The following is a 21,141-nucleotide window of genomic DNA, read 5'->3' as shown; positions in this document are numbered from 1 at the left end:
CTATTGCCTCACGGTGGAGTTGGGACAGGTCTCGCTCATGGTGCACACGGCGCAGCCTCCGGAGTAGGGGAACGGCGTGAACACGGCGTATTTGCGGTTGATGGTGTTGTCGTCCTTCCACTCGATGCCGAGTTCTCCGGTGGCATCCTTGACGCCTTCCGGAGCGCGAGGCAGCGGGGCGCAGGCGCCTTGCTCCAGTTCGGGCACCAGTCCGCGTGCGGCGGTCATGACCATGCAGACGGCGAGGTTGTGGAAGGAAAGCGCAAATGCCGGAGAGTCGTTCCAGATGTAGTCGATCTCTTCGTCCACGTCAGAGTCGAGGAAAACGAGAATGTAGCCGTTATCCCCTTCGGTGTTGGTGAGCTTGTAGGCGTTGAGCTTCTTGACCCAGTCGTCCCAGCGCGGAGCGAATTCGTCAAGCAGGTCCTGATCGATGCGGGTCTCGCCGGTCAGTTCGGCGAACATGAAGAAGTCGAACTCCGGCGTGGCTTCGAGTTTTTCCATTTCGTATTTCGGCAAGGTCGTTCTCCTTGTGTGCGTTGTTTTGTCGGAGCCTGATTACCTTTTTTGGCACCGTGGCACAAGGTTTACAGGCGTGCGTTGCAATGAACGGCCGGAGCGGGTAAAAGGGAAATACTGCCGGAGGGATGAGTCTGTCTCGTCCTTTTCCGCCGGCAGGGAGAACCGAACCGGAGGCCGGATGACGAACGTCCCTTCACCGACCGAGCGCAAGCAACCGTTTCTGAACCGTGACCTGACCCAGTTGATGCTCGCCATTCTCATCGGCGTGCTTTCGGGCTACGGGGCGATTCTCTTCAAGTATCTGCTCAAGTCCATGCAGTGGCTGTTCTATCAGCACTCCGGGGAGTTTCTCGAGTACGCCCATGAAATCCCCATGTGGGCCAAGATCTCCATGCCTGCGCTCGGCGGGCTGATCGTGGGGCTGGTGGTGCATTTCTTTGCCAGCGAAGCCAAGGGACACGGCGTGCCGGAGGTGATGCAGGCCATCGCCCTGCGCGGCGGCGTCATCCGAAAGCGCGTGGCGGCCGCCAAGATTTTCGCCTCGGCGGTGACCATCGGGTCGGGTGGCTCGGTTGGCCGCGAGGGGCCCATGGTGCAGATCGGCTCGTCCATCGGCTCGAGCATCGGGCAGGTGTTCAAGGTCCCGAGCCGACACATGCGCACCATGATCGGCTGCGGCGCGGCGGCGGGCATCGCGGCCACCTTCAACGCGCCCATCGCCGGCGTTCTGTTCGCGCTCGAGATCATCATCGGCGACTGGGGCATGACCTCGTTCTCTCCGGTGGTCTTGTCGTCGGTGACGGCCACGGCAATCTCCCGCTATTATTTCGGCAATTTCCCGGCCTTCGAGATTCCGCACTACGCGGTCGTGTCCCCGTGGGAATACCTCATGTACCCGTTCCTCGGCGTGGCGTCCGGGCTGATAGCCCTGAGCTTCACGCGCATTCTGTACGCTTTCGAGGACGGCTTCGAAGGCCTGCGGTTCATGCCGGAGTGGATCAAGCCCGCGGTGGGCGGCGCCATGCTCGGCGTGCTGGTCATTTTCTGCCCCGAGAGCTTCGGTGTGGGCTTCGGCGCCATGAACCTTTCGCTGACCAACCAGATGGGCTTCGTGATGCTTTTTACGCTCATCTGGGTCAAGATTCTGGCCTCGTCCCTGACGCTGGGGTCGGGCGGCTCGGGCGGCATTTTCGCCCCCTCGCTGTTCATCGGGGCCATGACCGGCGGCGCCTTCGGCAGCCTCATGAACATGATGTTCCCCGGCGTGACCGCATCGCCCGGAGCCTACGCGCTGGTGGGGATGGGCGGTCTCGTGGCCGGGACAACCTATGCGCCGATCACCGCGATCCTGATCATTTTCGAGATGACCGGCTCATATTCCATTATTCTCCCGCTGATGCTGACCTGCATCACGGCGCTGGTGCTGAACTCGTCCATCAGCAAGGCCAGCATCTACACCATCAAGCTGCTCAGGAAGGGCATAGATCTGACGGGCGGCCGCGTGCGCAACGTGCTCAGGAAGATGCTGGTGGTGGAAATGATGAGCGAGGACGTGGTCACCGTGAGCGAGGGGGCAACGCTGGAGTCCATCGTCTGGACTTTCAAGACGGAGAACGCGTCCTACCTTCACGTGGTGGACGAAGAAGGGATGCTCAAGGGCATAATCTCATTCCGCGACATCCGGCCCGTGCTGCACGAGGAAGGGCTTTTGCACCTGCTCATAGCCAAGGACATCTGCACTACCGGCCTTGCCACGGTTCACATGGAGGATACGCTTCAGACCGCGCTGGACCTCATAACGGAAAAGGGCGTTTCGCAGCTTCCCGTGGTGGATGCGGACGGCAGGCTCATCGGCTCTCTCACGGAGAGCGCCATCAATTCGGCCTACGGGCAGGAGCTGGTGCGGCAGGAGCTTTCCGAGGAGGGCTGATGCGTGGCCGTGCGGGTCACTGTCTGCGGCAGTAGTTCAGGAACTTTTTCGCTTCCGCGAACTCGGGGTTGAGCTTGAGCGCGTTTTCCAGGGCGTCCTGCGCTTCTATGGTGTTGCCACGGTCCCAGTGGGCACGGGCGAGGTTGAACAGCAGGTGCTCGTCTTCCCGGTTGTGTTCCAGCGCTTTGGAGTAATAGCGGATGGACTCGTCGAAGTGGCCGTTCTTGCGCAGGTTCATGCCGAACTCGTTGAGCTGTCTGCGGTGCTCGAAGCTGAAGGCGCCCTCGATTCCCATCAGAGTGTTCACCACCTTGCGCAGCTTCTCGTAGTCCTTTTTTTCCGAGTACACCTTGCCGAGGCCGTAATTGGCGTCCACGTTGAGGTCGTCGATCATCAGGGCCTTGACGAACTTGAGCTCGGCCTCGTCGAGCATCCCGAGGCTGAAGTAGCGCTCCCCCTCGCGCAGCTTGCGGGCAAGGGATTCCAGCGCCGGCACGGTGTGCATGCGGTAGTAGTCGGGTTCCGGAGTGTAATGATGCAGGAATTCCAGACGGGGGACCATGGTCTTCACGCCGGAGGGGACGTGGCTGGCATTGAGCGGTTGAACCTCGAAGGTCTCTTCGTCCAGACGGCGCACGTACCAGAAGGTCTGGCCCTCATGCTTCCGCTGGGTGCCGCCGCTGCCGATGTCTTCAGCCTGACTGCGGGAAAAGACGCCGAGTATCCTGGGGTATTCCGACACGTGTTTCCTCCGGGTGCAATTGTGTCAAATACCGATTAGACGCATACGGGGCTGGTCTGTCAAGCTCCGACGGCGCGTGCGGGAATGTCTCAGGCCAGCACCAGCCGGTATATCAGGCGTTCCCAGCAGATGCTGATGCGGTGGGCGGCAGGGTCGCAGATGCCGAAATCTCGCAGCCTGCAGTAGACGTGCAGCGGATTCAGCCGATGTTGCAGACGTGAGCGCATGGTGTTCATGGCGGCCTCCCTTTTCCTTCTTATCGGCAGGCGGAGCGGGGAAATTAGGGTCGGGAGACTGCCCATACGTGGAACCCGGCGTCCTTCTTGAAGCCGACGCCGACCGCTCCCTTGTGCAGGTAGAGGCACATGGCCCAGTCCCGCTCGAAGGAGCTGCTGGTGGAGGACCAGTAGGCCTCGCGCGTGTCGTCGAAAGGATGCCCGAGTGAAAGGGCGGGTGAGTGTTGGGACGCGTCCACCAGAGATTCGAGCTCGCGGATGGTGGGCAGGGTCCAGGAGGAGTGACCTTCGGGGGGGGGCGTCTCAAGGGTACTGACTGCGGCGAGGGCCTCTTTCCACGAGCAGGGACCGTCTGTCAGGTCGGCGGATGCTGTCCAGACCAGCCCGGTAAGTTCGTCAAGCACGGTGTCGCCCTGCGGCTTGAATCGTGGCTCGGGCCAGACGGCTCCGGTGGCGGCGTCGTCCGCGCCGGTGTCGGCGAGCGCGTCGCTCGTGCCGCACACGGGCCAGACGAGGCAGTAGCCGTCGCGCCTGCCGTAGAACATGCGCCCGCCCTCGGTGTGTACGTACCACTGGTATCCGGGCTGCATGGCGCTGGGGGTGGAGGTCCAGTACCAGCCGAGCGGCCCTTTGTCGAAAGGGTGGTCTGCCGGGATGGCGGGTTTACGGTCATTGAAGGATATCAGCGAGAACATTTCGCGCCGGTTGGGCATGCGCCAGCCGCTGCATCCGCCGGGACGGGAGGCGTCAAGCTCGCGCACGGCCTCCAGACACTCCTCGTAAGTGAGAGGAAAGTCGGTGAAATTGGGATTGGCAAGCCATGTCAGGCCGGTGAGCCTGTCGAGGACGGTTTCCCCGTCGCGTTCAAAGCGCGGTTCGGGCCACGGACGGCCGGGGGCGAACTCGGCGTCCTGCCCGGAGCCGTCGCAGTCCACGGGCGCGCCGTTCTCGTCGGCGCAGAATGTCTGTCCGGTGTTCAGGTACTTCATAGCTTCCTCATGACGAAGACTGCCAGTATGACGATGCCCAGCGCGCAAAGCAGCCCGCCCAGATACACGGCTTCCATGCCGAAGGCCGCGAAGATGCCGCCCATGAGCATGGGGGCCAGCGTCTGCGCTGTACGCAGGATGGTTCCGTTGACGGCCATGAACGCTCCGCGCTGTTCTATCCCTGCCATGCTGGAGAGCATGGTCATGACGGTGGGAATGGTCAACCCCTGCGCGAGGCCGAAGAAGGTCACCGGGGCGATGCTGTGCCAGAAGCCCGGCATGTGCGGCAGCCCGAGCATGGACACGGCGTAGCAGACGCCGCCGGCGGCGATGAGCGTGCGGGGGCCGAACCGGTCGGAGAGTTTGCCGATCTGGAAAGAGGCCAGCGCCGTGATCATGGACGAGGCGAAAAAGATCATGCCTATGGCGGCCGGGGAGGCGTGGTAGCGGTGGTCCAGCAGAATGGGCAGGTAGGTCACTATGGGACCGTAGAGGACGGTGAACGTGAGCAGGGTGCAGCAGAACAGGCCGAAGGCGTTGCGCGAGCGCATCTGGCTCAGGGCGTTTTTCAGGTAGCTGGCGAGCTTCTCCTTGGTGCGCGGTTCCGGGGTGTTCATGCCCGAGGCGATGGCCAGGCCCACGGGGATGGCCAGCAGCGGCAGCAGGAAGGGCCAGCGCCAGCCGATCATGGCCATCAGGCCGCCCACGGCGGGGAAGGCGGCGGTGCCGATGGAGAGCACGGCGGCGTTGTAGCCCATGGCCGCGGCCCGTTCCCGCCCTTCATAAAGGTCGCCGATGATGGTCCCGTAGAGCACACCGAGCGGGGCCGCCCCGCTACCCTGCAGGAATCGCAGAATCAGCAGGGAGTGCAGATTCGGGGCGAAGAAACAGGCAGCGCCGGAGATGCCGAAGAGAAAGAGTGAAGGAATCAGGACACGCTTGCGGCCCATACGGTCGGCCAGAATGCCCACCAGCGGCGAGAAGATGACTCCGGGCAGCGTGAAGACGGAGATGACCAGACCGATCCCCACGGGACCGATCTCGAGGCCGTGCATGATGTCCGGCAGGGCGGGGATGATGCTTGAGACGCCGAGGATTGCCATGAGCGTCACGCTGAAGACGTACTGGAGGTTTCTGTCGAGGTAGAGTTTGCGCAAGGGTGTTTCCGTCCCGATGAGTAATGAAGGGGGGAATGTACTTGGTTTCGGTCCGGAAGGAAACCCCGGCAGCGTCAGCGGGGGCGGCGGATGCGGTTGCGGCCGTCGTGCTTGGCGCTGTTGAGCGCTTTGTCTGCGGCGTGAAAGAGGTTCGTGGGTGTCTTTTCGGTCAGCGAGCTCAGAGACGCAAAGCCGATGCTCACCGTTATGCGAAGGGAGTCCGGCTCGCACGGGATGACCGAGCACTCCACGGTGGAGCGCAGGCGTTCCGCCACGGTGGCCGCCTCCTCCATGCCGGTGTCCGGCATGAGCACGGCGAACTCCTCGCCGCCAACTCTCGCGAGCAGGTCCTGCCGACGGCAGATGCTGCCCATGAGGTCTGCAAGGTGCCGGATGACGCAGTCGCCGACGGGGTGGCCGTAGGTGTCGTTCACCTGCTTGAAGTGGTCGATGTCCACCATGAGAAGGGAGAGGTCCGATCCGGTAATCCGGGAGCTTTCGAAGGACTCGCTCAACGCCTTCTCGAAGACGTGCCGGTTTCGACATCCGGTGAGGGCATCGGTCTCCGCCTGTTCCAGCAGCCGGTTTTCCCGGTCCTTTCGGGTGCGGATATCCACCGCGATGCCTGAGAGGTGCGTGGGTTTGCCCTTCCGATCCCGGTTCACGTTGCCGATCAGCTCCACCCAGCGCCCCTGCCCGTTGCGGGAGCGAAGCTGCACGTCCATGCGGAAAGAGGTCGCGTACGAGTCGGCCAGCTCCCGCGCGCGTGCCGCCACTGCCCGCGCGTGCTCCGGCATCAGCAAGGCCAGGGCCCCCCGGATGTTGCAGGAGACGGTTCCCGTGCTTTCCGGCGCGGTCAGTTCCGTGGTGTACCAGACGCGGCCCGTGCGCAGGTCGCAGGACCATGCGGCGCTGTCAGTGAGTACCTTGAGGATGTCGAACTGTTGGAGCCGCTCCGAAAGCCGTTGCCTGATGACCGCGCTGGCGATGAGCTGTGCCGCGGTCTTGAGCAGGGCTATCTCGGTCTCGGACCAGTCGTATTCGCGTTCGCAGTCGTCAAAGCCGAGCGTCCCCCACCAAGCTCCCTCAACCAGAATGGGGATGGTGAGCATGGAGCGGATGCCCTGCTGGACGAGCGTTTCCCGCAGCCACGAGTCTTCCATGGCGTGGGGCAGGGTCTTGTACGCTTCACCGCGAATGCGGCCATCCACCACGGCCCGGTATTCGGGAAGTTCCAGCGAACTGCTGAACATGGAGAACTGCGGCATGCCGATCTGGGCATACCGTTTGGCGGAGGCCCACTCGAAAATGTAATCCTGAACGACGCTGGTTTCGGTCACGCGGATGGTCTGGAATATCCAGACACGGCTCACGCCGGTGACGCGGCCGAGTTCGGCCAGCACGGTGTCCACGCCTCCCGGCCAGCCCTGTCCGTTGACGAGGTCTTCGGCTCCGGCGGCAACGGCGGAAAGCAACGCGCTTGCGTCGATGCCGTTGTGTGTGCCGTCGGAGTGCTTCATCGTCGATACCTAGATAGCCGCGTCCATGAGCAGATTGTCGCGGTGGATGGCTTCCTGAAAGGGAACCGGGCCGATGCTCTGGGCGATCTCCGCCGAGTTTTTCCCGGCGATGGAGTGCAGCTCGTCCGAGGAGTAGTTGGAGAGGCCGACGCAGAGCATCTCGTCGCCTGCCACGACCCGCACCAGCGTTCCGCGGGGGAAGCAGCCTTCGATCTTTCTGATCCCGGCCGGGAGCAGGCTCTTGCCGCCTTCGGTCAGGGCGCGGGCGGCTCCGGCGTCCACGGTGAGGGTGCCTGCGGGGTCTTCGTGGTAGGCCAGCCAGAATTTCTTGCTGGAGACGGTGTTTTCCACCGGCAGAATGAAGGTGCCGTGGCTTTCGTCCTCAAAGGCCTGTTCAATGGAAAATTCGCCCTTGCCCGAGACGATGAGCGTGGCCACGCCGAGCTGTGCGGCGCGGTGCGCGGCCCGGAGCTTGGAGTACATGCCCCCCGAGCCCACGTTGGTCTTGCCGTCGCACATGGTCTCGAAGTTGAGGGCCGAGATGTCCTCGATGATGCGCAGGCATTTGGCGTCGGGGTTGCTGTCCGGGTTGGCGTCGAACACGCCGTCCGCGCTGGTGAGGTTCACGAAAAGGTCCGCCCCGGCAAGGCCGAGGGCCATGGCGGCAAGCGTGTCGTTGTCACCGAACTCCAGTTCCTGCACCGCCACGGTGTCGTTTTCGTTGACGATGGGGATGACGCCCCACGAGAGCAGGCGCTCCAGCGTGTTGCGCGCGTTGAGGAAGCGGTGGCGATCACTCAGGCCGTCGCGGGTGATGAGGATTTGCGCGGTGGTCTTGCCGAACCAGCCGAAGGCCTCGTCGTAGTCGTGCATGAGGCGGCCCTGGCCCACGGCCGATGCAGCCTGACGCGCGGGCAGGTCGTCCATGTCGGGCATCTGGCCGTTGTGGGCCTCGCGCATGCGCTTTCGCCCGGCGGCGACGGCGCCCGAGGATACGAGGATGATGTCCATCCCCCTGTCGTGCAGGCGGGAAAGCTGTCCGGCAAGCCGGATCATGGCCTCGCGGTTGAGCCCTTCCTCGCGGGTCAGCACGGCGCTGCCCACCTTCACCAATACGCGGCGTGCCTGCTGAAGCAGCCCTTTACGCGGATTCTCTCTGGTCATCGTCCGGATCTCCGGCCTTGTTCTCGGCTTCCTTTTCGGCCCTGTTCAGTTCGTGTAGCCTGTTCCACATGGCGTCGAGCAGCTCGTCCACTCCGTCACCGTTGAGTGCCGAAATGAAGAACACGCCGGAATCCTGACATTTCTCCCTGAGGTTTTCCAGTGTATCCTGGTCCAGGGTGTCGATTTTGTTGATGACCCGGATTTGCGGCTTGTCTGCCAGCTCGGGGTTGTAGTCGGCCAGTTCGTCGTCGATGATGGAGTAGCCGTCCAGCGGATTCTCCGGATCCAGATCGTCGGCCGCGAGGATGTGCACGAGGAAGCGGGTGCGCTCCACGTGTTTGAGGAACGTGTGGCCGAGGCCCTGTCCCTGACTCGCGCCTTCGATCAGGCCGGGGATGTCGGCGATCACCATCTTGTTGAACCACTCGTCCTCCACCACGCCGAGGTTGGGTACGAGGGTGGTGAACGGGTAGGCCGCGATCTTGGGCCGGGCTGCGGAAACCTGTGAAATGAAAGTTGATTTTCCGGCGTTGGGCAGTCCCAGCAGGCCAACGTCAGCGAGAATCTTGAGCTCGAGCCGGAGCTTCTTTTCCTCGCCCGACTTGCCTTCCTCGGCATAGCGCGGGGTGCGGTTGACGCTGGATTTGAAGTGCAGGTTGCCTCGTCCGCCCTGACCGCCCTTGCAGATGACCACTTCGGTGTCGTCGTTCACCAGATCGGCCACGAGGCGCTCGGTCTCGTTGCCGTCTTCGTCCTCGGTGACTTCGAAGATCAGCGTGCCGGTAGGGAGGTCGATGTACAGGTCGTCCGCGGCTTTGCCGTAACGGTCGCGACCCATGCCGGGCTGGCCGTTTCTGGCGGCGTACTTGCGCTTGAGGCGGAAGTCGTACAGCGACATGAGGCGGGAGCTGGCGCGCAGGATCACATCGCCGCCGCGTCCGCCGTCGCCACCGTCGGGGCCGCCCTTGGGATTGTTGGCTTCGCGCAGCAGGGAGGCGCAGCCGTTGCCGCCTTTGCCCGAGATTACCTTGATGGTCGCTTCGTCTACGAATCGCATGATGTCTCCGTGGTCGTGAGGCAGGCGTGATATCCGTGCCGATGAGATGATTTCACGCCCTGCGCTGTTCCGGCATTATGCCGAAACCTGCGGAAAATGGAACGCCGAAGTTGTTCGATGCGAGCTGTTCACATCCTCCGGCGGGACGCCTTCCGGGTAGGCCCGGCCGGCGGTGCATACGCGGGAAGACCCCGCTGGGCGGGACTCGGATTTCAAACACCAAAACGGATGGGAAGCGCCTGAAAGACGCCTCCCATCCGAAGGGAAATCCTTAAGACCGGGCGCCGGGCCTAGGCCTCGGCGGGAACCACGTTTACGCGGGTCTTTACGGCTTTCTTGCGGGTGAACTTCTCGTACTCGACGGTACCGTCGACGAGGGCGAACAGGGTGTAGTCCTTGCCCATGCCGACGCCGTTGCCCGGATGCACCTTGGTGCCGAGCTGACGCACGAGGATGTTGCCTGCTGCGACTTCCTGACCGCCGAAGCGCTTTACGCCCCGTCTTTGTCCGGCACTGTCGCGTCCGTTCCTGGAACTACCACCAGCTTTCTTATGAGCCATGATGTCCTCCTGGCAGGGCTAGGCCTTGATGGCCTTGACCTTGATTTGAGTGTAGTCCTGGCGGTGGCCCTTGGTGTTGCGGGCGTCTTTTTTCGGCAGCTTGTGGAACACCACGACTTTCTTGCCGCGATTGTGTCCGAGCACTTCGCATTCCACGGCAGCGCCTTCGACGTAGGGAGCACCTACTTTGGTGTCGCCGTCGTTGTCCACCAGAAGCACCTTGTCGATGCTGAGGGATTCCCCGGCTTCGACCTTCATCAGATCTACGTTGAGTTCAAGACCTTCTTCTACGCGGTACTGTTTTCCGCCGGTCTCGATAATTGCAAACATTGTCTACCTCCATCTGGTCAGAGAGCGGCAACCTATCTCCAAAGGGTCGAGAAAGTCAAGACCCGACGATGCATTTTTTTACTTTTTATGCGGCTGGTCCGAGGCGTCCGCAACCGCCGGCACAAGGGCCTCCACACGCGATGCACCGGCCCTGCGCAAGACCCGCGCGCACTCGCGCATCGTGGTCCCCGTGGTCAACACATCGTCCACGAGCAGGACGCTCCTGCCGCGCACTGTTTCTGCGCCGGCGGCAAACGCCCCGGAAAGGTTCCTTCTGCGTTCCCCCGGCCCCAGCTCGCTCTGCGGACGCGTGGCCCGGATGCGGCGCAAGGCTTTCGGGGCCAGCATGCCCTTATGGTCCGCCGCCACGGCGCGCGCGAGCAGCAGGCTCTGGTTGAAACCGCGCCAGCGAAGCCGTTCGGGGTGGAGCGGGACCGGAACCACGAGCTCCGGCAAAGGTCCCTCGCCGCGCAGGGACTGCCTGAGAAGGACCCGCAGGGGCGCGGCCATCTGGATGCCTCCGGCAAACTTCAGGCGCAGGACCATCTCCCGCAGCAGGTCGTCGTAGGCGCCGTGAAAGTGGATGCGTTCCCACGGCGGCGGCTCTATTCGACACATGGCGCACAGGGTCGGCGTGCTGTCCGGGTTTGATGCGAGTTCGCCGCATCGGGGGCAGTATCCACCGACGCGAGGGTGAAGCCTTCGGGCGCAGTCTTCGCAGAACAGTTTCCCGAACGATGTCTGCGACGGGCACAGCGCGCAGCGTCCCGCGTCGAGGCCAAGGCGTCGGAGCAGCCCGGCGAACGTCACGATCCCGATCCGGCCCACGCCTCGCGACCGGCCCGCAGGAGTTGCTCCCGCGCGGACTCGTCGGCCCGCATGTCGTCAGGGCCGTCCTTGCCGCGGAAGTGAAGCGAGTGTCCGATCTCGGTCCCATAGTCCTTGAGGAAGAATCTCAGGGAGCGCTCTGCGCCTTCGAAGAGTTTTTCCCCGCGCGGACGGCCCGCGGCCATGGCAAGCGTGGCGGTGCGGGCGGGCAGCCCGGCGAGCCACGGTTCACCGCGATTTCGGGCGGCCCAGAACTGCTGTGAGCGGTCCATGAGGGCGGTGAAGCGCGAGGGCAGAGCGTAGAAATATATGGGCGAGCTGATCAAAACGGTCCGGGCCTCCAGCAGAGGCCGGAACAGTTCCATGGAGTCGTCGCGAGGCGAGAGCACGCAGCACTTTTCCGGGGGCTGCCCGGCGGCCTTTTCGCACGCCCCGCAGGCGAGGCAGTGCTCCACGGCGTAGTCGCGCACGTAAAACACTCGGGCCTCGCCCCCGGCATCCATGACGCCCTGCGCCATGAGCTCGGCGGCGTGGTCCGTGTTGCCTCCCTTGCGGTGGCTGCATGCGAATATGGCGGCGAAGCTCACGCGGTTACTCCTGCCCTGCGGCCTCGGCCCGGGACCATACCGGCTCCTTGCGCCGATAGTGGGCCACCACGTGATCCTCGACGTTCTCGATGTCCACGTCCCATTCGGGGTGGATGTCCAGCACGTAGAAAATCTGCGGCACGGCGCCGGGGTCTGCCGTCAGCTCGATTCTGTCAGACTTGGCGAAGCGGAGATACCAACCTATCTCCATGGTCAGGCCTCAGCACTTGCCGCGGATGTCGGCGCGGACGACTTCTTCGCTCATGGCTGCCTCCTAGAGTCCCGTGAAGAAGGGGTTGTGGTTCTTCTCGTCGCCCACCGTGGTCTCGGGGCCGTGCCCCGGATACAGGACCGTCTCCGGCGGCAGGGGGAAGATGTTCTCCTCGACGGACTTCTTCAGCACGTCGAGGCTTCCGCCCGGAAAGTCGGTGCGGCCGATGGAGCGGTAGAACAGCAGGTCGCCCACAAAGGCGCACCTGGCGTCCGGGAAGTAGAACGTCAGGCTGCCCTGTGAATGGCCGGGCGTGGCGAAGATGCGGCAGCGCATTCCCGCAAACTCGGTTTCTCCGGGGGTAAGCGGCTTGAAATCGTACGCCGGAACTTCGGGCAGGCCCATCATTCCGCCGCCGCCGAGCTCGGTATCCAGCAGGGGACGGTCGTCCTCGGAGGCGAGGATGTCCTTGCCGAGGGCGTCGGCGAGGGCCTTGTTGCCCAGCGTATGGTCGAAGTGCAGGTGCGTGTTGAGAATCGCGTCCACTTCGAGCCCCTGCTCTTCGAGGTAGCCGAGCAGCGGCCCCGGGTCTCCGCCGGGGTCCACCACCACGGCCCGGCCGCCGTCGGACAGGACGTAACAGTTTGTTTCGAGCGGGCCGAGGGGGATGGTCTTAACGGTCATCTAGAATTCCTCCAGCATGAGGTCGGCGAGTTCGAGGCGGGAGGACGTGCCGTCCTGTGCGGGCTGTCCGATCGCAAGCACCGCCTGCAGTTCCTGAGTGTCGGGGATGCCGGCCGCTTCGAGGGCCGCGTCCTGGTCGTTGATGATCTGGCCCAGCCAGACGGCTCCGAGGCTCAGGTCGTGCACGGCCAGAAGCATGTTCTGGATGCAGGCGCCCGCGCCCTGATGATCCTTCATCTCGCTGTACATGCGCTCCTTGTCGAGCGTGACGCAGATAAGCGCCGCGCTCTGGCGGACCACATGGGCGTATTTGGTGCATTCTGCCAGCTTCTCCTGTCGCGGGTCGCCCGCGGGGATGACGAGAAAACGCCACGGCTGGTTGTTCAGTCCGCTGGGAGCCCAGCGGCCCGCTTCGAGGATGGTCAGGATGTCTTCCCGGGAGACCGCCTCCTCGGTGAACTTGCGGATGCTTCTTCGTTCTCTGATTGCCTTCAGCACTGGAGTGTCCATTTCAATCATATCAACTCCGGTAGTTTTGGGTTAGCCTTTGTGGGTACATTATGCGGTTGGACGTAGCAAGTGCCGAAACCCTGTGACCGGACGCGGGCTCGGGCGTATATGGTATTGAAACGTAGTTGTGAACCGGGGCCCCGGACGGAGCGAGAGGTTGAGCGAGAGCGAAGCGGAAAAGGAAATCATACGTGATGTGCAGTCCGGAGACACTGAGGCGTTCCGGTTTCTGGTGGAGCGTTACCAGGGACCGATCTACAACCTCATGCTTCGAAGCGGCATGGAGCGCGAAACCGCTGCGGATCTGGCTCAGGAGACGTTTACCAAGGCCTATGCCGCCATCGGCAGGTTCAACGCGTCCAAGCGGTTTTTTCCGTGGCTGTATGCCATCGGAATGAATCTGCTCAGGGATCACATGCGCAAGTCCGGGCGCGAATACACCGGGCTGGATCCGGATTGCCTCGGAGAAGGAGTGCCGCCCGTGGACATGCAGACAAGGCTGGACGGTCAGCGTATGGCAAACGAAATCGAGAGGCTGCCCGAAGCCTACCGCGAAGCGCTGGTGTTGCGCTTTCGGGAGGATTGCAGCATGAAGGATATTGCCGAGGCGCTGTCCATCAGCGTGAGCGGCGCCAAGATGAGGGTTTCCAGAGGGCTGTGCATGCTCAGGAAACGGTTCGGAGGCGAACAGCATGACCAATGAACGCTTTGATGATCAGATGCTTGTCGGCATGATCCGCGAGATGCCCCGGGAAGACGTCCCGGAGGGGTTCGCTGACAGGGTCATGTCTTCTCTGGAGCCGCGCAGGCCGACCCTGTGGGAGCGGTTCCTGTTGTGGATGCGCAGGCCGATCACCATCCGGATAACGCCGGTCAGAGTGGTCCCGGCCATGGCAGTAGCCGCGCTTCTGGTGGTGCTGGCCCTGCCCATGCAGCGCATGGCCGTCTCTCCCGGCGGTGCGGAGTCGGTTCCCGTTCGCTTCGTGCTCGGCAAGAATGTCGACGCGAGACAGGTGGCCGTGATAGGCTCCTTCAACAACTGGTCTCCGGACGAAGCCGCCATGCGATATGACAAGTCGCTGGACGCATGGGTCGCCGACCTTGAGCTGCCCCCCGGAACGCACGAATACGTTTTCCTCGTGGACGGCGAACGCGTCGTGCCCGATCCTGTGGCTCCGTTGAGCCGCGACGACGGTTTCGGGAATCGAAATTCGCTACTGTACCTTACAGGGGATCATGAACAGTCTTTGTAGAGTCATCCTCTTTACGACATTTCTGACGTTGCAGGCTGTCTCCGCCAACGCGGACGACGGCCTGCAGCGTTCTCACGAGAGCTGGAGCCCGCAGGTGGCGGCGGTTCTCGAGCAGGCGCAGGCGCTTCGCTTTCCCACGTCCCTGCTCGAGGCCAAGGCCATGGAGGGGCGCGCCAAGCGCGTGCCCGCCGTGCGCGTGGCCGCCGTGCTCAAAGCCCACCTCGACAGCTACCTCAGGGCGCGCGCCGCGTTGTCCGATCTACCCGGCGAGCGGGATCCCTACAAGGAGGTCCTCGCAGGCGAAGCCATCGGCTCCGGCGCTTCCGAACAGGCCGTGCGCGTCTATTTCAAGCGGTTCCCCGACCAGCAGCTCGATCGTTTCTCCCTCGGAATGGACATGCTCGGCATGTTCGGCGAGCTGGAGTATCCGGTGAGGGACGCCATGCGCATCTTCGAGGCCGGCTTTCGGTCCGGCACGCTCGACGGCGAGTGGCGGTATTTTTCCCGCGTGATCACGTTGACGAGGTCGCGAGGGCTCTCGGACGAGGCCGCGGCCAAGGTTGCCGTGGAGGTCCTGAACGAGGGCGGAACCGTGCGTGACGCCATGGCCCTGCTCGGGCTGACATCAAGAGGTCTTTTCGAAGAAAGGAAATAGGGCTGTGACCACATGGCCCCTGATCCGTAAATGAGAACAAGGACGCTTTGTTCGCGAACACATGGGAGTCCTGAAAGTGAAAAGCCGTTTTGTTTCGGCAATTGTGCTGATGTTGCTGGTCTTTTGCACCGGATGCGTACCGTCGCTCACCGGGGCGCACTACCTGCAACAGGAAGAATACGACGAAGGTATCAGAAGCATGCGACAGGAACTTGCGCAAAATCCCAACGATCCTGCGGCCAACTACTATCTCGGCAGGATGTACATGGCCAAGCAGGAGCCGGAGCCGGCGCTTCCCTATCTGGAGAAGGCCGCGAAGCTGGAACCCGAAGACTCGGATTACCACTTCTGGGTCGGCGTGGCCAACTGGGCGCTTCTGAACTTCGACAAGGAGCGCGAGGCCTACCGCCGCGCGCTTCAGGCCAATACCCGTCACGTCTCCGCGAATCTCTATCTCGCGCACAACTACCTTGACAGAGGTGAATGGGAAAAGGCCCTGGCGTTTTATGATCGCGTTCTCGAACTTGACCCGTTCAACCCCGAAGCGCTCTACAGTCGGGGCGAGGCCCTCTACGGGCTGGGACGCAAGGAAGAGGCGCATCAGGCCTGGCTCGAATTCATGGAAGCCTATCCCGACGGCGTTCTCGGATTCAAGGCTACGGAAAACCTGAACTCGCTCGGGGACTACACGTATCGCAACTACATCATCGGACAGCGCAAGATTACGCTCAGGGTGCCCCGCTTCGAGCAGGGCAGCACCATGATGAAGCTGACCGACGAGTCCAAGCCCTCGCTCTCCGTGCTGGGGGCCATGCTGGACAACAACAGAAAGCTCGATGTCCACGTCGTCGTGTTCGACGCATCCGGCGAGGACGCAGCCAAACGGAAGGCCTTGCTCATCCGCAACTACGTTTCAAGGATGTGGCCCGAAGTTGATCCCTCCCGCCTCAAGCCGAGCTGGTTCGGGCAGGGGGAAAAGGTTGAAACCGAAGACGGCGCCATGACCCTTGATGAGACGGTAAAGTTCATCACGGTGGTCGAGTAGCCGCTTGGAGAATGAAGCCATGAAGATTTTCATGAAGTATATACTGCTGTCCATGCTGGTTCTGATGCTGGCCGCACCCGCGGCCATGGCCCAGACCGACACGGATGCCACCGGTGACGAGACCGCGGTTACGGAAACCGACACCACCACGGAGACCGACCCCGGCACGGAAACGGATACCGGAACGGAGACCGACACCGGTACCGAAACGGACACTGATACCGGAACCGACACCGGCGACGAGACCGGGGAAACATCGACGTTTGCCAATCCGACTCAGGCCGAACGTGCCGCCACGGTTGCCGAAGCTGCAGCCGAACAGGCCGCAGCCGAGATGCAGGGTGATCTTGACGCCGCAACTGCCGAGACGGAAGCCGCTCAGGCGGATGTGACCGAGGCGCAGGCCGATGTCACCGACGCCCAGGCCGCTGTCGATGCCGCTCTGGCCGATGTCGAGGCCGCCGAGGCAGACCTTGCGGCCGCGGAAACCGACGAAGCGGCAGCAGCCGCAGAAGCTGACCTCGCAGCAGCACAGGCCGACCTTGCGGAAGCGGAATCCAGCCTTGCGGCAGCCGAGTCCGGCCTTGCGGCAGCCGAAACAGATCTGGCTGCGGCGCAGACCAATGAACAGGCCGCTGCCGAGGCCGTGGCTGAAGCCGCATCCCTCGATGCCGGAGACATCGGCTCCATGCGCGATCAGGGCATGGGCTGGGGGCAGATCGCTCAGGAACTGGGCCTGCATCCGAGCATCCTCGGCATGGGACACACCAAGGCCCGCGGGCAGACCCAGCGCTCCGCAGCCGTGTCCGGACCGGGCAACGGCCGCGGGAAGGGCATGGGCCTCGCCAAGGGACGCCGGACATCCCGCAACATGAAGACCGGTATCGCCAAGACTCCCGGCGTGCGGGGCGGCAAGGGCAACTCCAAGGGCAAGGCCATCGGCCTGAGCCGCGCCTCCTCCAAGGCCAAGGGCGGCGCCAAGGGTTCCGAGTCCGCTTCCAGCGCATCCGCATCCGGCGGACGCGGCAACAGCGGCAAGGGAGCCGGCGGCAACAGCAAGGCCGGAGGCAACGGAAAGGGCAAGGGCAAGGGCCGCGGCAACGGCAACGGCAACAATTAGCCCGGTCCCTCCATATGGAAGACGCAGGAGCGGTCCGCAGAGGCGGGCCGCTCCTTTTTCATGCTCTGCGGTCGTCTGCTTTGAAAAAAGCCCGAAACGCGCTATGCTCGCACCACCATCGAACCCGGAGGTCGCGATGTCGGATTTGACGGAGCAGTTACGCGAACAGTACCTGCAGATCAGCAGGAATCTGCTTTCCACGTTTCCCGAGGATGTCCCTCCGGTACGGCTGTACGAGTGGAACGAGCTTTTGGAGCGGATCGACCTGTTTCACGAGGCCGAGAAGCCCATGAGCCCGGACCGGCGGCGCGAGGCGGAGCGCACCTGTGACGAGGGGCGGCTGTTCCTGCATCGGGAAGATTACCGCACCTACGCGAAGCACCTCAGCAAGAACCTCGGGCTCGTTCTGGTGGAGGACGAGCTGGATAATCGGGACGTGGCCGAAACGTTCTTTCGGGCGTTGGTGGAAAAGATGGGCGTCTTCTACGATCAGCCCACGCACAACAGCCTCAAAAGCGTGCGCGCAGACCTTGGCGTGCTGTGCGAGTACATCTGGACGAACCCCTGCCGAATAGGGTTTCTGGCCCGCACGCTGGGATACGGATACTCGCTGGAAATCCACACCGTGAACACCATTTTCATCGGTCTTGGCCTGCGGGTCATGGCCGCGTGGCGCGATCTTGAGCGACTGGAGCTCGGCAGCCTCGCCCTCGGGCTGGCGCTGCACGATGTGGGGATGATCCGCGTGCCCGGATTCATCCGCGACAAGCCCGGCGTGCTCATGCACAACGAGCGACAGTCCATGAAAAAGCACCCGGACACGGGAATGATGATGCTGGCCCGGCTCAAGGTGAAGGATCCGGTGGTGGAGGAGTGCGTGCAGCACCATCACGAGCGGGTCAACGGCACCGGCTATCCCGGCAGGCTGCGTGGCGAGGCCGTCGGCCTGAACGCCCGGATTTGCGGCCTTGCCGACGCCTTTTGCGCGTCGGTGGGCGAGCGTCCGTATCACGGAGCCCGGGAAATGGAAAAGGCCGTCCGCCAGTTTGCGGACGACCCTTCCTATGACAGTCGCCTTGCGGGGCTACTGGAGCAGCTCGTTCTCAGGCGGGAGGAGCCGTGCCCCCTGCCGTTCGTACCGCGCTCCGGCCCGAAAAGCTGATTATTTCATGCTCTTCACGGCGGCCAGAGCCGTGGTGACCGCCACGCCCGCGCCGCATTTCATGCGCATCCAGTCCGCCCCCGCGAGCACGGAGCCCGCGGCGTGGAGTCCTTTCGCGAATGGCCGTCCATCACTGCCCAGCGGGCGAAGCGAATCGTCGCAGACCAGTCCGGTCCGATGCACTTCGTGGCCGCGCTGGTCGAAGTAATCGACGCGGTGCCAGTCCTCGCGGCTCTCGGGCTGCTGCACGGGCAGGCCGATGACGGTCTCGCGGATGCCGGTGCGTTCCCCGGCCAACCCGCCGCCAAGAAAACGACCGCTGGCGAGCAGGACGTTTTTCGCCAGCACTTCGCGCTCCACGCTGGTACCGGTGACGCGCAGCCGGTAAAGGCCGTCGTGCTCGCCTTCCCAGACCATCCTCTGCTGACGGAAAAGTCGCAGGTTCATGCCGGAAGAGGCTTCCTCGAAGGCTTCCTTGATGCGGATGCCGGGCACCCCCGGAGGCATGGTCGGAATCTCGAATATCCGCACGCCGAGGCGTTTCTCCATGTCCGCGAGGACGTCCTCGGGGCGATAGATGCCGAGGCAGGCAGGGAGGCCGAGCCACGCCGCGTCGCCGATCAGCGGCTGAATCACGGCGGCGAAGCTCTCGCGGCCGCGTTCGGTCTCCAGCATCCGGGCCACGTTTTCAGCGTAGACCTCGCCGCCCGGGCCGGGAAGCCGAACGGTCTCGGCGCGCAGGTTCGCCCGTTTCGCGGAGAGGTTGGAAGCAATCTGACAGGCGCTGAATCCCTTGAGGCCCGCGAAATCCACGATGACGCACTCCTCGGCGTCTGCCAGCATGTCCTCCGCGTGACGCATGGTTGCGGGCACGAACCACGTGCGCTTGAGCGTCCCGGCAGGGCTGGGGAGGCGATGGTTTTGCTCGCCGCCGCCTTCATAGCGAAGGCCGGAGCGGGAGAGGAACTCCGTCAGTTCGGTGAACGCTTCGCGCATGTCCGCTTCGCCGACAAGGCGGTAGGGGTGCTGCGGAAAGGATTTCAGCAGCTCCGGCAGTGTGCTGAACGGTTCATTGACGGGCGAGGCCTTGTCGTTTTCCCGCGTGGCCGGAATCGCGCCGAGCAGGTCGAAATAGCCGGTGGTGTAGGCCAGCGAACCGGTGTTGCCCGCCTGCGCCACGCTCATGCCGCGGTTGCATGCAAAGACCGCTGCGGCCATGCCCGCAATGCCGCTGCCGATTATCGCGAGGTCGCAATGGATGGTGTCTGCCATGACTAGTCGTCCTCCCCTTCGATCTGTTCCAGTCCCAGCAGGCCGCAGTGGAGCGCTTCGGCCAGCTCCGCCTGCACGAGCTGCGTCTCCCACAGTACGGGGCGCAACCCCTTGAAGCGCTGGGCGAAGAAGCCCTGCATCTTTTTCAGGCCGTCGGGGGAGTCGAACCGTCCGGTGTCGTAGAGGTGCGCGGCGATGCGCATGCCGCAGAACGAGCCCTGACAGGACCCCTTGCCCACGCGGCTGCGCAGTCCCAGCGCCTGAAGCCCGGGGTCCGGGATGAATTCGGAACAGTCGTTCATGATCTCGTCGATGGCGCTGGCGGGGACCATCTCGCATTCGCACAGGATGGGGTCGTCCGCGTCGGGGTTTCGCGCCCAAATCTTCGGGGCGCGTCCCGGTTCGGTCCATTCGCAGGCGTTGACCTCGGCCAGCGGCTCGGTGGCGGTCAGGCACGGCGCGCTCACGCCGAGGCGCGCGGCCACGAGGTCGGCGCATTTTTCGGCCATGACGCGGTAGGTGGTCAGCTTGCCGCCGGTGATGGTGCAGAAGTTCGAGAGGTTTACGTCCTCATGGTCGAAAAGGGAAAACTCGCGGGATACGCTGCGACCGTCGCCTTCCCCGTCGCCAAGCAGCACCAGCGGGCGAACCCCGGCGTAGGCCCGGATGTAGCGGGTGTGGGCGAGGATCGGCATCATGGGCCGGCCTTGCTCAACGTTGCGGTCCACTTCCTCCACCGTCGGACGCGCGTCGCCGGGGTCGTTCACGCGAACGCTGGTGGTGCCGAGGATGGAAACCGTGCCGCCCGGAACGAGGATGTCGCCATCGGAAGGCGGGCGCAGGCGGTTGATGACCCGTCTGGAGAGCCGCTCCTGAGTGACCAGCAGGGTGCCGCGGGAGTAGAGCATGTCGATGGACGCCCCGGCCTGTCCGGCCACGGCCGCGGCCCATGCCCCGGCGGCGTTCACGTACTGTTCGGCCTCGACGCGCAGCTCATCGCCGGTGTCCACGTCGCGGCAGACGGCGGCGCGGATGCGGCCGTTCTCGATGTCGAACCGGATCACCTCGGTGCGGCGCAGGTACTTGCTGCCGTTGAGGAGTTTGGCGTGCGCCACGTTTTCGAGCGACAGCTTGAAGGGGTCCACGGAGGCATCCGGCACCTCGTAGACAGCAATGGTGTCCTCGGCGAGATGCGGCTCCTGTTCACGCGCCTCGGCGGGGTCCACTTCGGTGCAGTCTATGCCGCATTTTTCGCAGTGGGCCTTGAAGTCGGCGATGAAATTCTCGTCGTCCCCGGCGACGGCGCTGAAATAACCGCCGGTTTCCTCGACGCACTGGGGCGCGAGCCTCTTGAGGATGTCGCCCTCTTCGCGACATTCGGTCGCAGCGTGCGCGTCGTTGGAGACGTATCGGCCGCCGCTGTGCAGCAGGCCGTGGTTGCCGCCCGAAGCCCCGGCGTTCACGTCGGAGCGGTCAACCAGGGCGCAGTGCACGCCCCGCAGCGCCAGATCGCGCATGACTCCGGTGCCGGTGGCTCCGGCGCCGATGATCAGGACCTGGGTCTGGATTGTTTTCCTTGTGCCCACAATGTTACCCTCGCAGGTGTG

The 21,141-nt window shown here is 63.6% G+C and carries 24 protein-coding genes; 7 read left to right on the top strand and 17 right to left on the bottom strand.

Annotated elements, in window-relative coordinates:
- Entirely contained in the window at positions 1-519 is a 519-nt protein-coding gene (locus BR24_RS11310) for a hypothetical protein (RefSeq protein WP_496541589.1), read from the bottom strand.
- Between the two features lie 181 nt (positions 520-700).
- Between BR24_RS11310 and BR24_RS11305 the strand changes: the two genes are divergently transcribed.
- Positions 701-2,452 carry a chloride channel protein gene (locus BR24_RS11305; RefSeq protein WP_496541588.1) on the top strand — a complete coding sequence of 584 codons (1,752 nt, stop codon included), beginning with the start codon at positions 701-703 and terminating at the stop codon, positions 2,450-2,452.
- 16 nt (positions 2,453-2,468) lie between these two features.
- Here the strand turns inward: BR24_RS11305 and BR24_RS11300 are convergent, their stop codons facing one another.
- The 14 genes from BR24_RS11300 to BR24_RS11235 all read right to left on the bottom strand — a co-directional run bounded on the left by BR24_RS11300 (position 2,469) and on the right by BR24_RS11235 (position 13,036).
- Complete coding sequence (locus tag BR24_RS11300) at positions 2,469-3,194, bottom strand: tetratricopeptide repeat protein (protein WP_496541587.1); 726 nt, start codon at positions 3,192-3,194, stop codon at positions 2,469-2,471.
- Between the two features lie 89 nt (positions 3,195-3,283).
- Positions 3,284-3,430, bottom strand: a complete 147-nt coding sequence (locus BR24_RS11295; protein WP_496541586.1) for a hypothetical protein — start codon at positions 3,428-3,430, stop codon at positions 3,284-3,286.
- A gap of 44 nt (positions 3,431-3,474) precedes the next feature.
- A complete protein-coding gene (locus BR24_RS11290) occupies positions 3,475-4,419 on the bottom strand; it encodes an Lcl C-terminal domain-containing protein (RefSeq protein ID WP_496541585.1) in 945 nt (314 codons plus the stop codon).
- The gene (locus BR24_RS11285) at positions 4,416-5,576 is read right to left on the bottom strand and encodes an MFS transporter (protein WP_496541584.1); all 1,161 of its coding nucleotides are present in this window, start codon (positions 5,574-5,576) and stop codon (positions 4,416-4,418) included. The genes BR24_RS11290 and BR24_RS11285 overlap by 4 nt, the downstream gene beginning before the upstream one ends.
- 74 nt (positions 5,577-5,650) lie before the next feature.
- A complete protein-coding gene (locus BR24_RS11280) occupies positions 5,651-7,096 on the bottom strand; it encodes a sensor domain-containing diguanylate cyclase (protein WP_496541583.1) in 1,446 nt (481 codons plus the stop codon).
- Between the two features lie 9 nt (positions 7,097-7,105).
- Positions 7,106-8,260, bottom strand: coding sequence for a glutamate 5-kinase (gene proB / locus BR24_RS11275; RefSeq protein WP_496541582.1), 1,155 nt, complete (start codon positions 8,258-8,260; stop codon positions 7,106-7,108).
- Positions 8,238-9,317, bottom strand: coding sequence for a GTPase ObgE (gene obgE, locus BR24_RS11270; RefSeq protein ID WP_496541581.1), 1,080 nt, complete (start codon positions 9,315-9,317; stop codon positions 8,238-8,240). Before obgE ends, proB begins: the two co-directional genes overlap by 23 nt.
- 290 nt (positions 9,318-9,607) lie before the next feature.
- Positions 9,608-9,877, bottom strand: a complete 270-nt coding sequence (rpmA, locus tag BR24_RS11265) for a 50S ribosomal protein L27 (RefSeq protein ID WP_496541580.1) — start codon at positions 9,875-9,877, stop codon at positions 9,608-9,610.
- Between the two features lie 18 nt (positions 9,878-9,895).
- The gene (rplU, locus tag BR24_RS11260; RefSeq protein WP_496541579.1) at positions 9,896-10,207 is read right to left on the bottom strand and encodes a 50S ribosomal protein L21; all 312 of its coding nucleotides are present in this window, start codon (positions 10,205-10,207) and stop codon (positions 9,896-9,898) included.
- 78 nt (positions 10,208-10,285) lie between these two features.
- Complete coding sequence (locus tag BR24_RS11255) at positions 10,286-11,017, bottom strand: ComFC family protein (protein ID WP_496541578.1); 732 nt, start codon at positions 11,015-11,017, stop codon at positions 10,286-10,288.
- Positions 11,014-11,622 (bottom strand): flavodoxin family protein, encoded by a 609-nt coding sequence (locus BR24_RS11250; RefSeq protein WP_496541577.1) that lies wholly within the window; start codon positions 11,620-11,622, stop codon positions 11,014-11,016. Before BR24_RS11250 ends, BR24_RS11255 begins: the two co-directional genes overlap by 4 nt.
- Before the next feature lie 4 nt (positions 11,623-11,626).
- Entirely contained in the window at positions 11,627-11,833 is a 207-nt protein-coding gene (locus tag BR24_RS11245) for a hypothetical protein (protein ID WP_496541576.1), read from the bottom strand.
- A 63-nt stretch (positions 11,834-11,896) separates the two neighbouring features.
- Positions 11,897-12,517 (bottom strand): MBL fold metallo-hydrolase, encoded by a 621-nt coding sequence (locus BR24_RS11240; protein ID WP_496541575.1) that lies wholly within the window; start codon positions 12,515-12,517, stop codon positions 11,897-11,899.
- Positions 12,518-13,036 carry a nitroreductase family protein gene (locus BR24_RS11235; protein ID WP_496541574.1) on the bottom strand — a complete coding sequence of 173 codons (519 nt, stop codon included), beginning with the start codon at positions 13,034-13,036 and terminating at the stop codon, positions 12,518-12,520.
- A 148-nt stretch (positions 13,037-13,184) separates the two neighbouring features.
- Between BR24_RS11235 and BR24_RS11230 the strand changes: the two genes are divergently transcribed.
- The 6 genes from BR24_RS11230 (at position 13,185) to BR24_RS11205 (ending at position 18,262) form a co-directional block, all read left to right on the top strand.
- Positions 13,185-13,730, top strand: a complete 546-nt coding sequence (locus tag BR24_RS11230) for an RNA polymerase sigma factor (RefSeq protein ID WP_496541573.1) — start codon at positions 13,185-13,187, stop codon at positions 13,728-13,730.
- Entirely contained in the window at positions 13,720-14,280 is a 561-nt protein-coding gene (locus BR24_RS11225) for an isoamylase early set domain-containing protein (RefSeq protein WP_496541572.1), read from the top strand. The genes BR24_RS11230 and BR24_RS11225 overlap by 11 nt, the downstream gene beginning before the upstream one ends.
- The gene (locus tag BR24_RS11220; protein ID WP_496541571.1) at positions 14,264-14,935 is read left to right on the top strand and encodes a hypothetical protein; all 672 of its coding nucleotides are present in this window, start codon (positions 14,264-14,266) and stop codon (positions 14,933-14,935) included. Before BR24_RS11225 ends, BR24_RS11220 begins: the two co-directional genes overlap by 17 nt.
- Before the next feature lie 109 nt (positions 14,936-15,044).
- Positions 15,045-15,980, top strand: coding sequence for a tetratricopeptide repeat protein (locus BR24_RS11215; RefSeq protein ID WP_496541570.1), 936 nt, complete (start codon positions 15,045-15,047; stop codon positions 15,978-15,980).
- Positions 15,981-15,999: 19 nt separating this feature from the next.
- A complete protein-coding gene (locus tag BR24_RS11210) occupies positions 16,000-17,100 on the top strand; it encodes a hypothetical protein (RefSeq protein ID WP_496541569.1) in 1,101 nt (366 codons plus the stop codon).
- A 136-nt stretch (positions 17,101-17,236) separates the two neighbouring features.
- Positions 17,237-18,262 carry an HD-GYP domain-containing protein gene (locus BR24_RS11205; protein WP_496541568.1) on the top strand — a complete coding sequence of 342 codons (1,026 nt, stop codon included), beginning with the start codon at positions 17,237-17,239 and terminating at the stop codon, positions 18,260-18,262.
- Here the strand turns inward: BR24_RS11205 and glpB are convergent, their stop codons facing one another.
- Together glpB and BR24_RS11195 are read right to left on the bottom strand one after the other, a co-directional pair.
- On the bottom strand, positions 18,263-19,534 hold the full coding sequence (glpB, locus tag BR24_RS11200) for a glycerol-3-phosphate dehydrogenase subunit GlpB (RefSeq protein ID WP_496541567.1): 1,272 nt from the start codon (positions 19,532-19,534) through the stop codon (positions 18,263-18,265).
- 2 nt (positions 19,535-19,536) lie between these two features.
- Positions 19,537-21,120 carry an FAD-dependent oxidoreductase gene (locus tag BR24_RS11195; RefSeq protein ID WP_496541566.1) on the bottom strand — a complete coding sequence of 528 codons (1,584 nt, stop codon included), beginning with the start codon at positions 21,118-21,120 and terminating at the stop codon, positions 19,537-19,539.
- Between the last annotated feature and the right edge of the window lie 21 nt (positions 21,121-21,141).

The sequence above is a fragment of the Pseudodesulfovibrio halophilus DSM 5663 genome (assembly GCF_059568665.1).
Note: the sequence above shows the minus strand (reverse complement) of the source record. Positions and strands in the feature narration are given on the sequence as shown.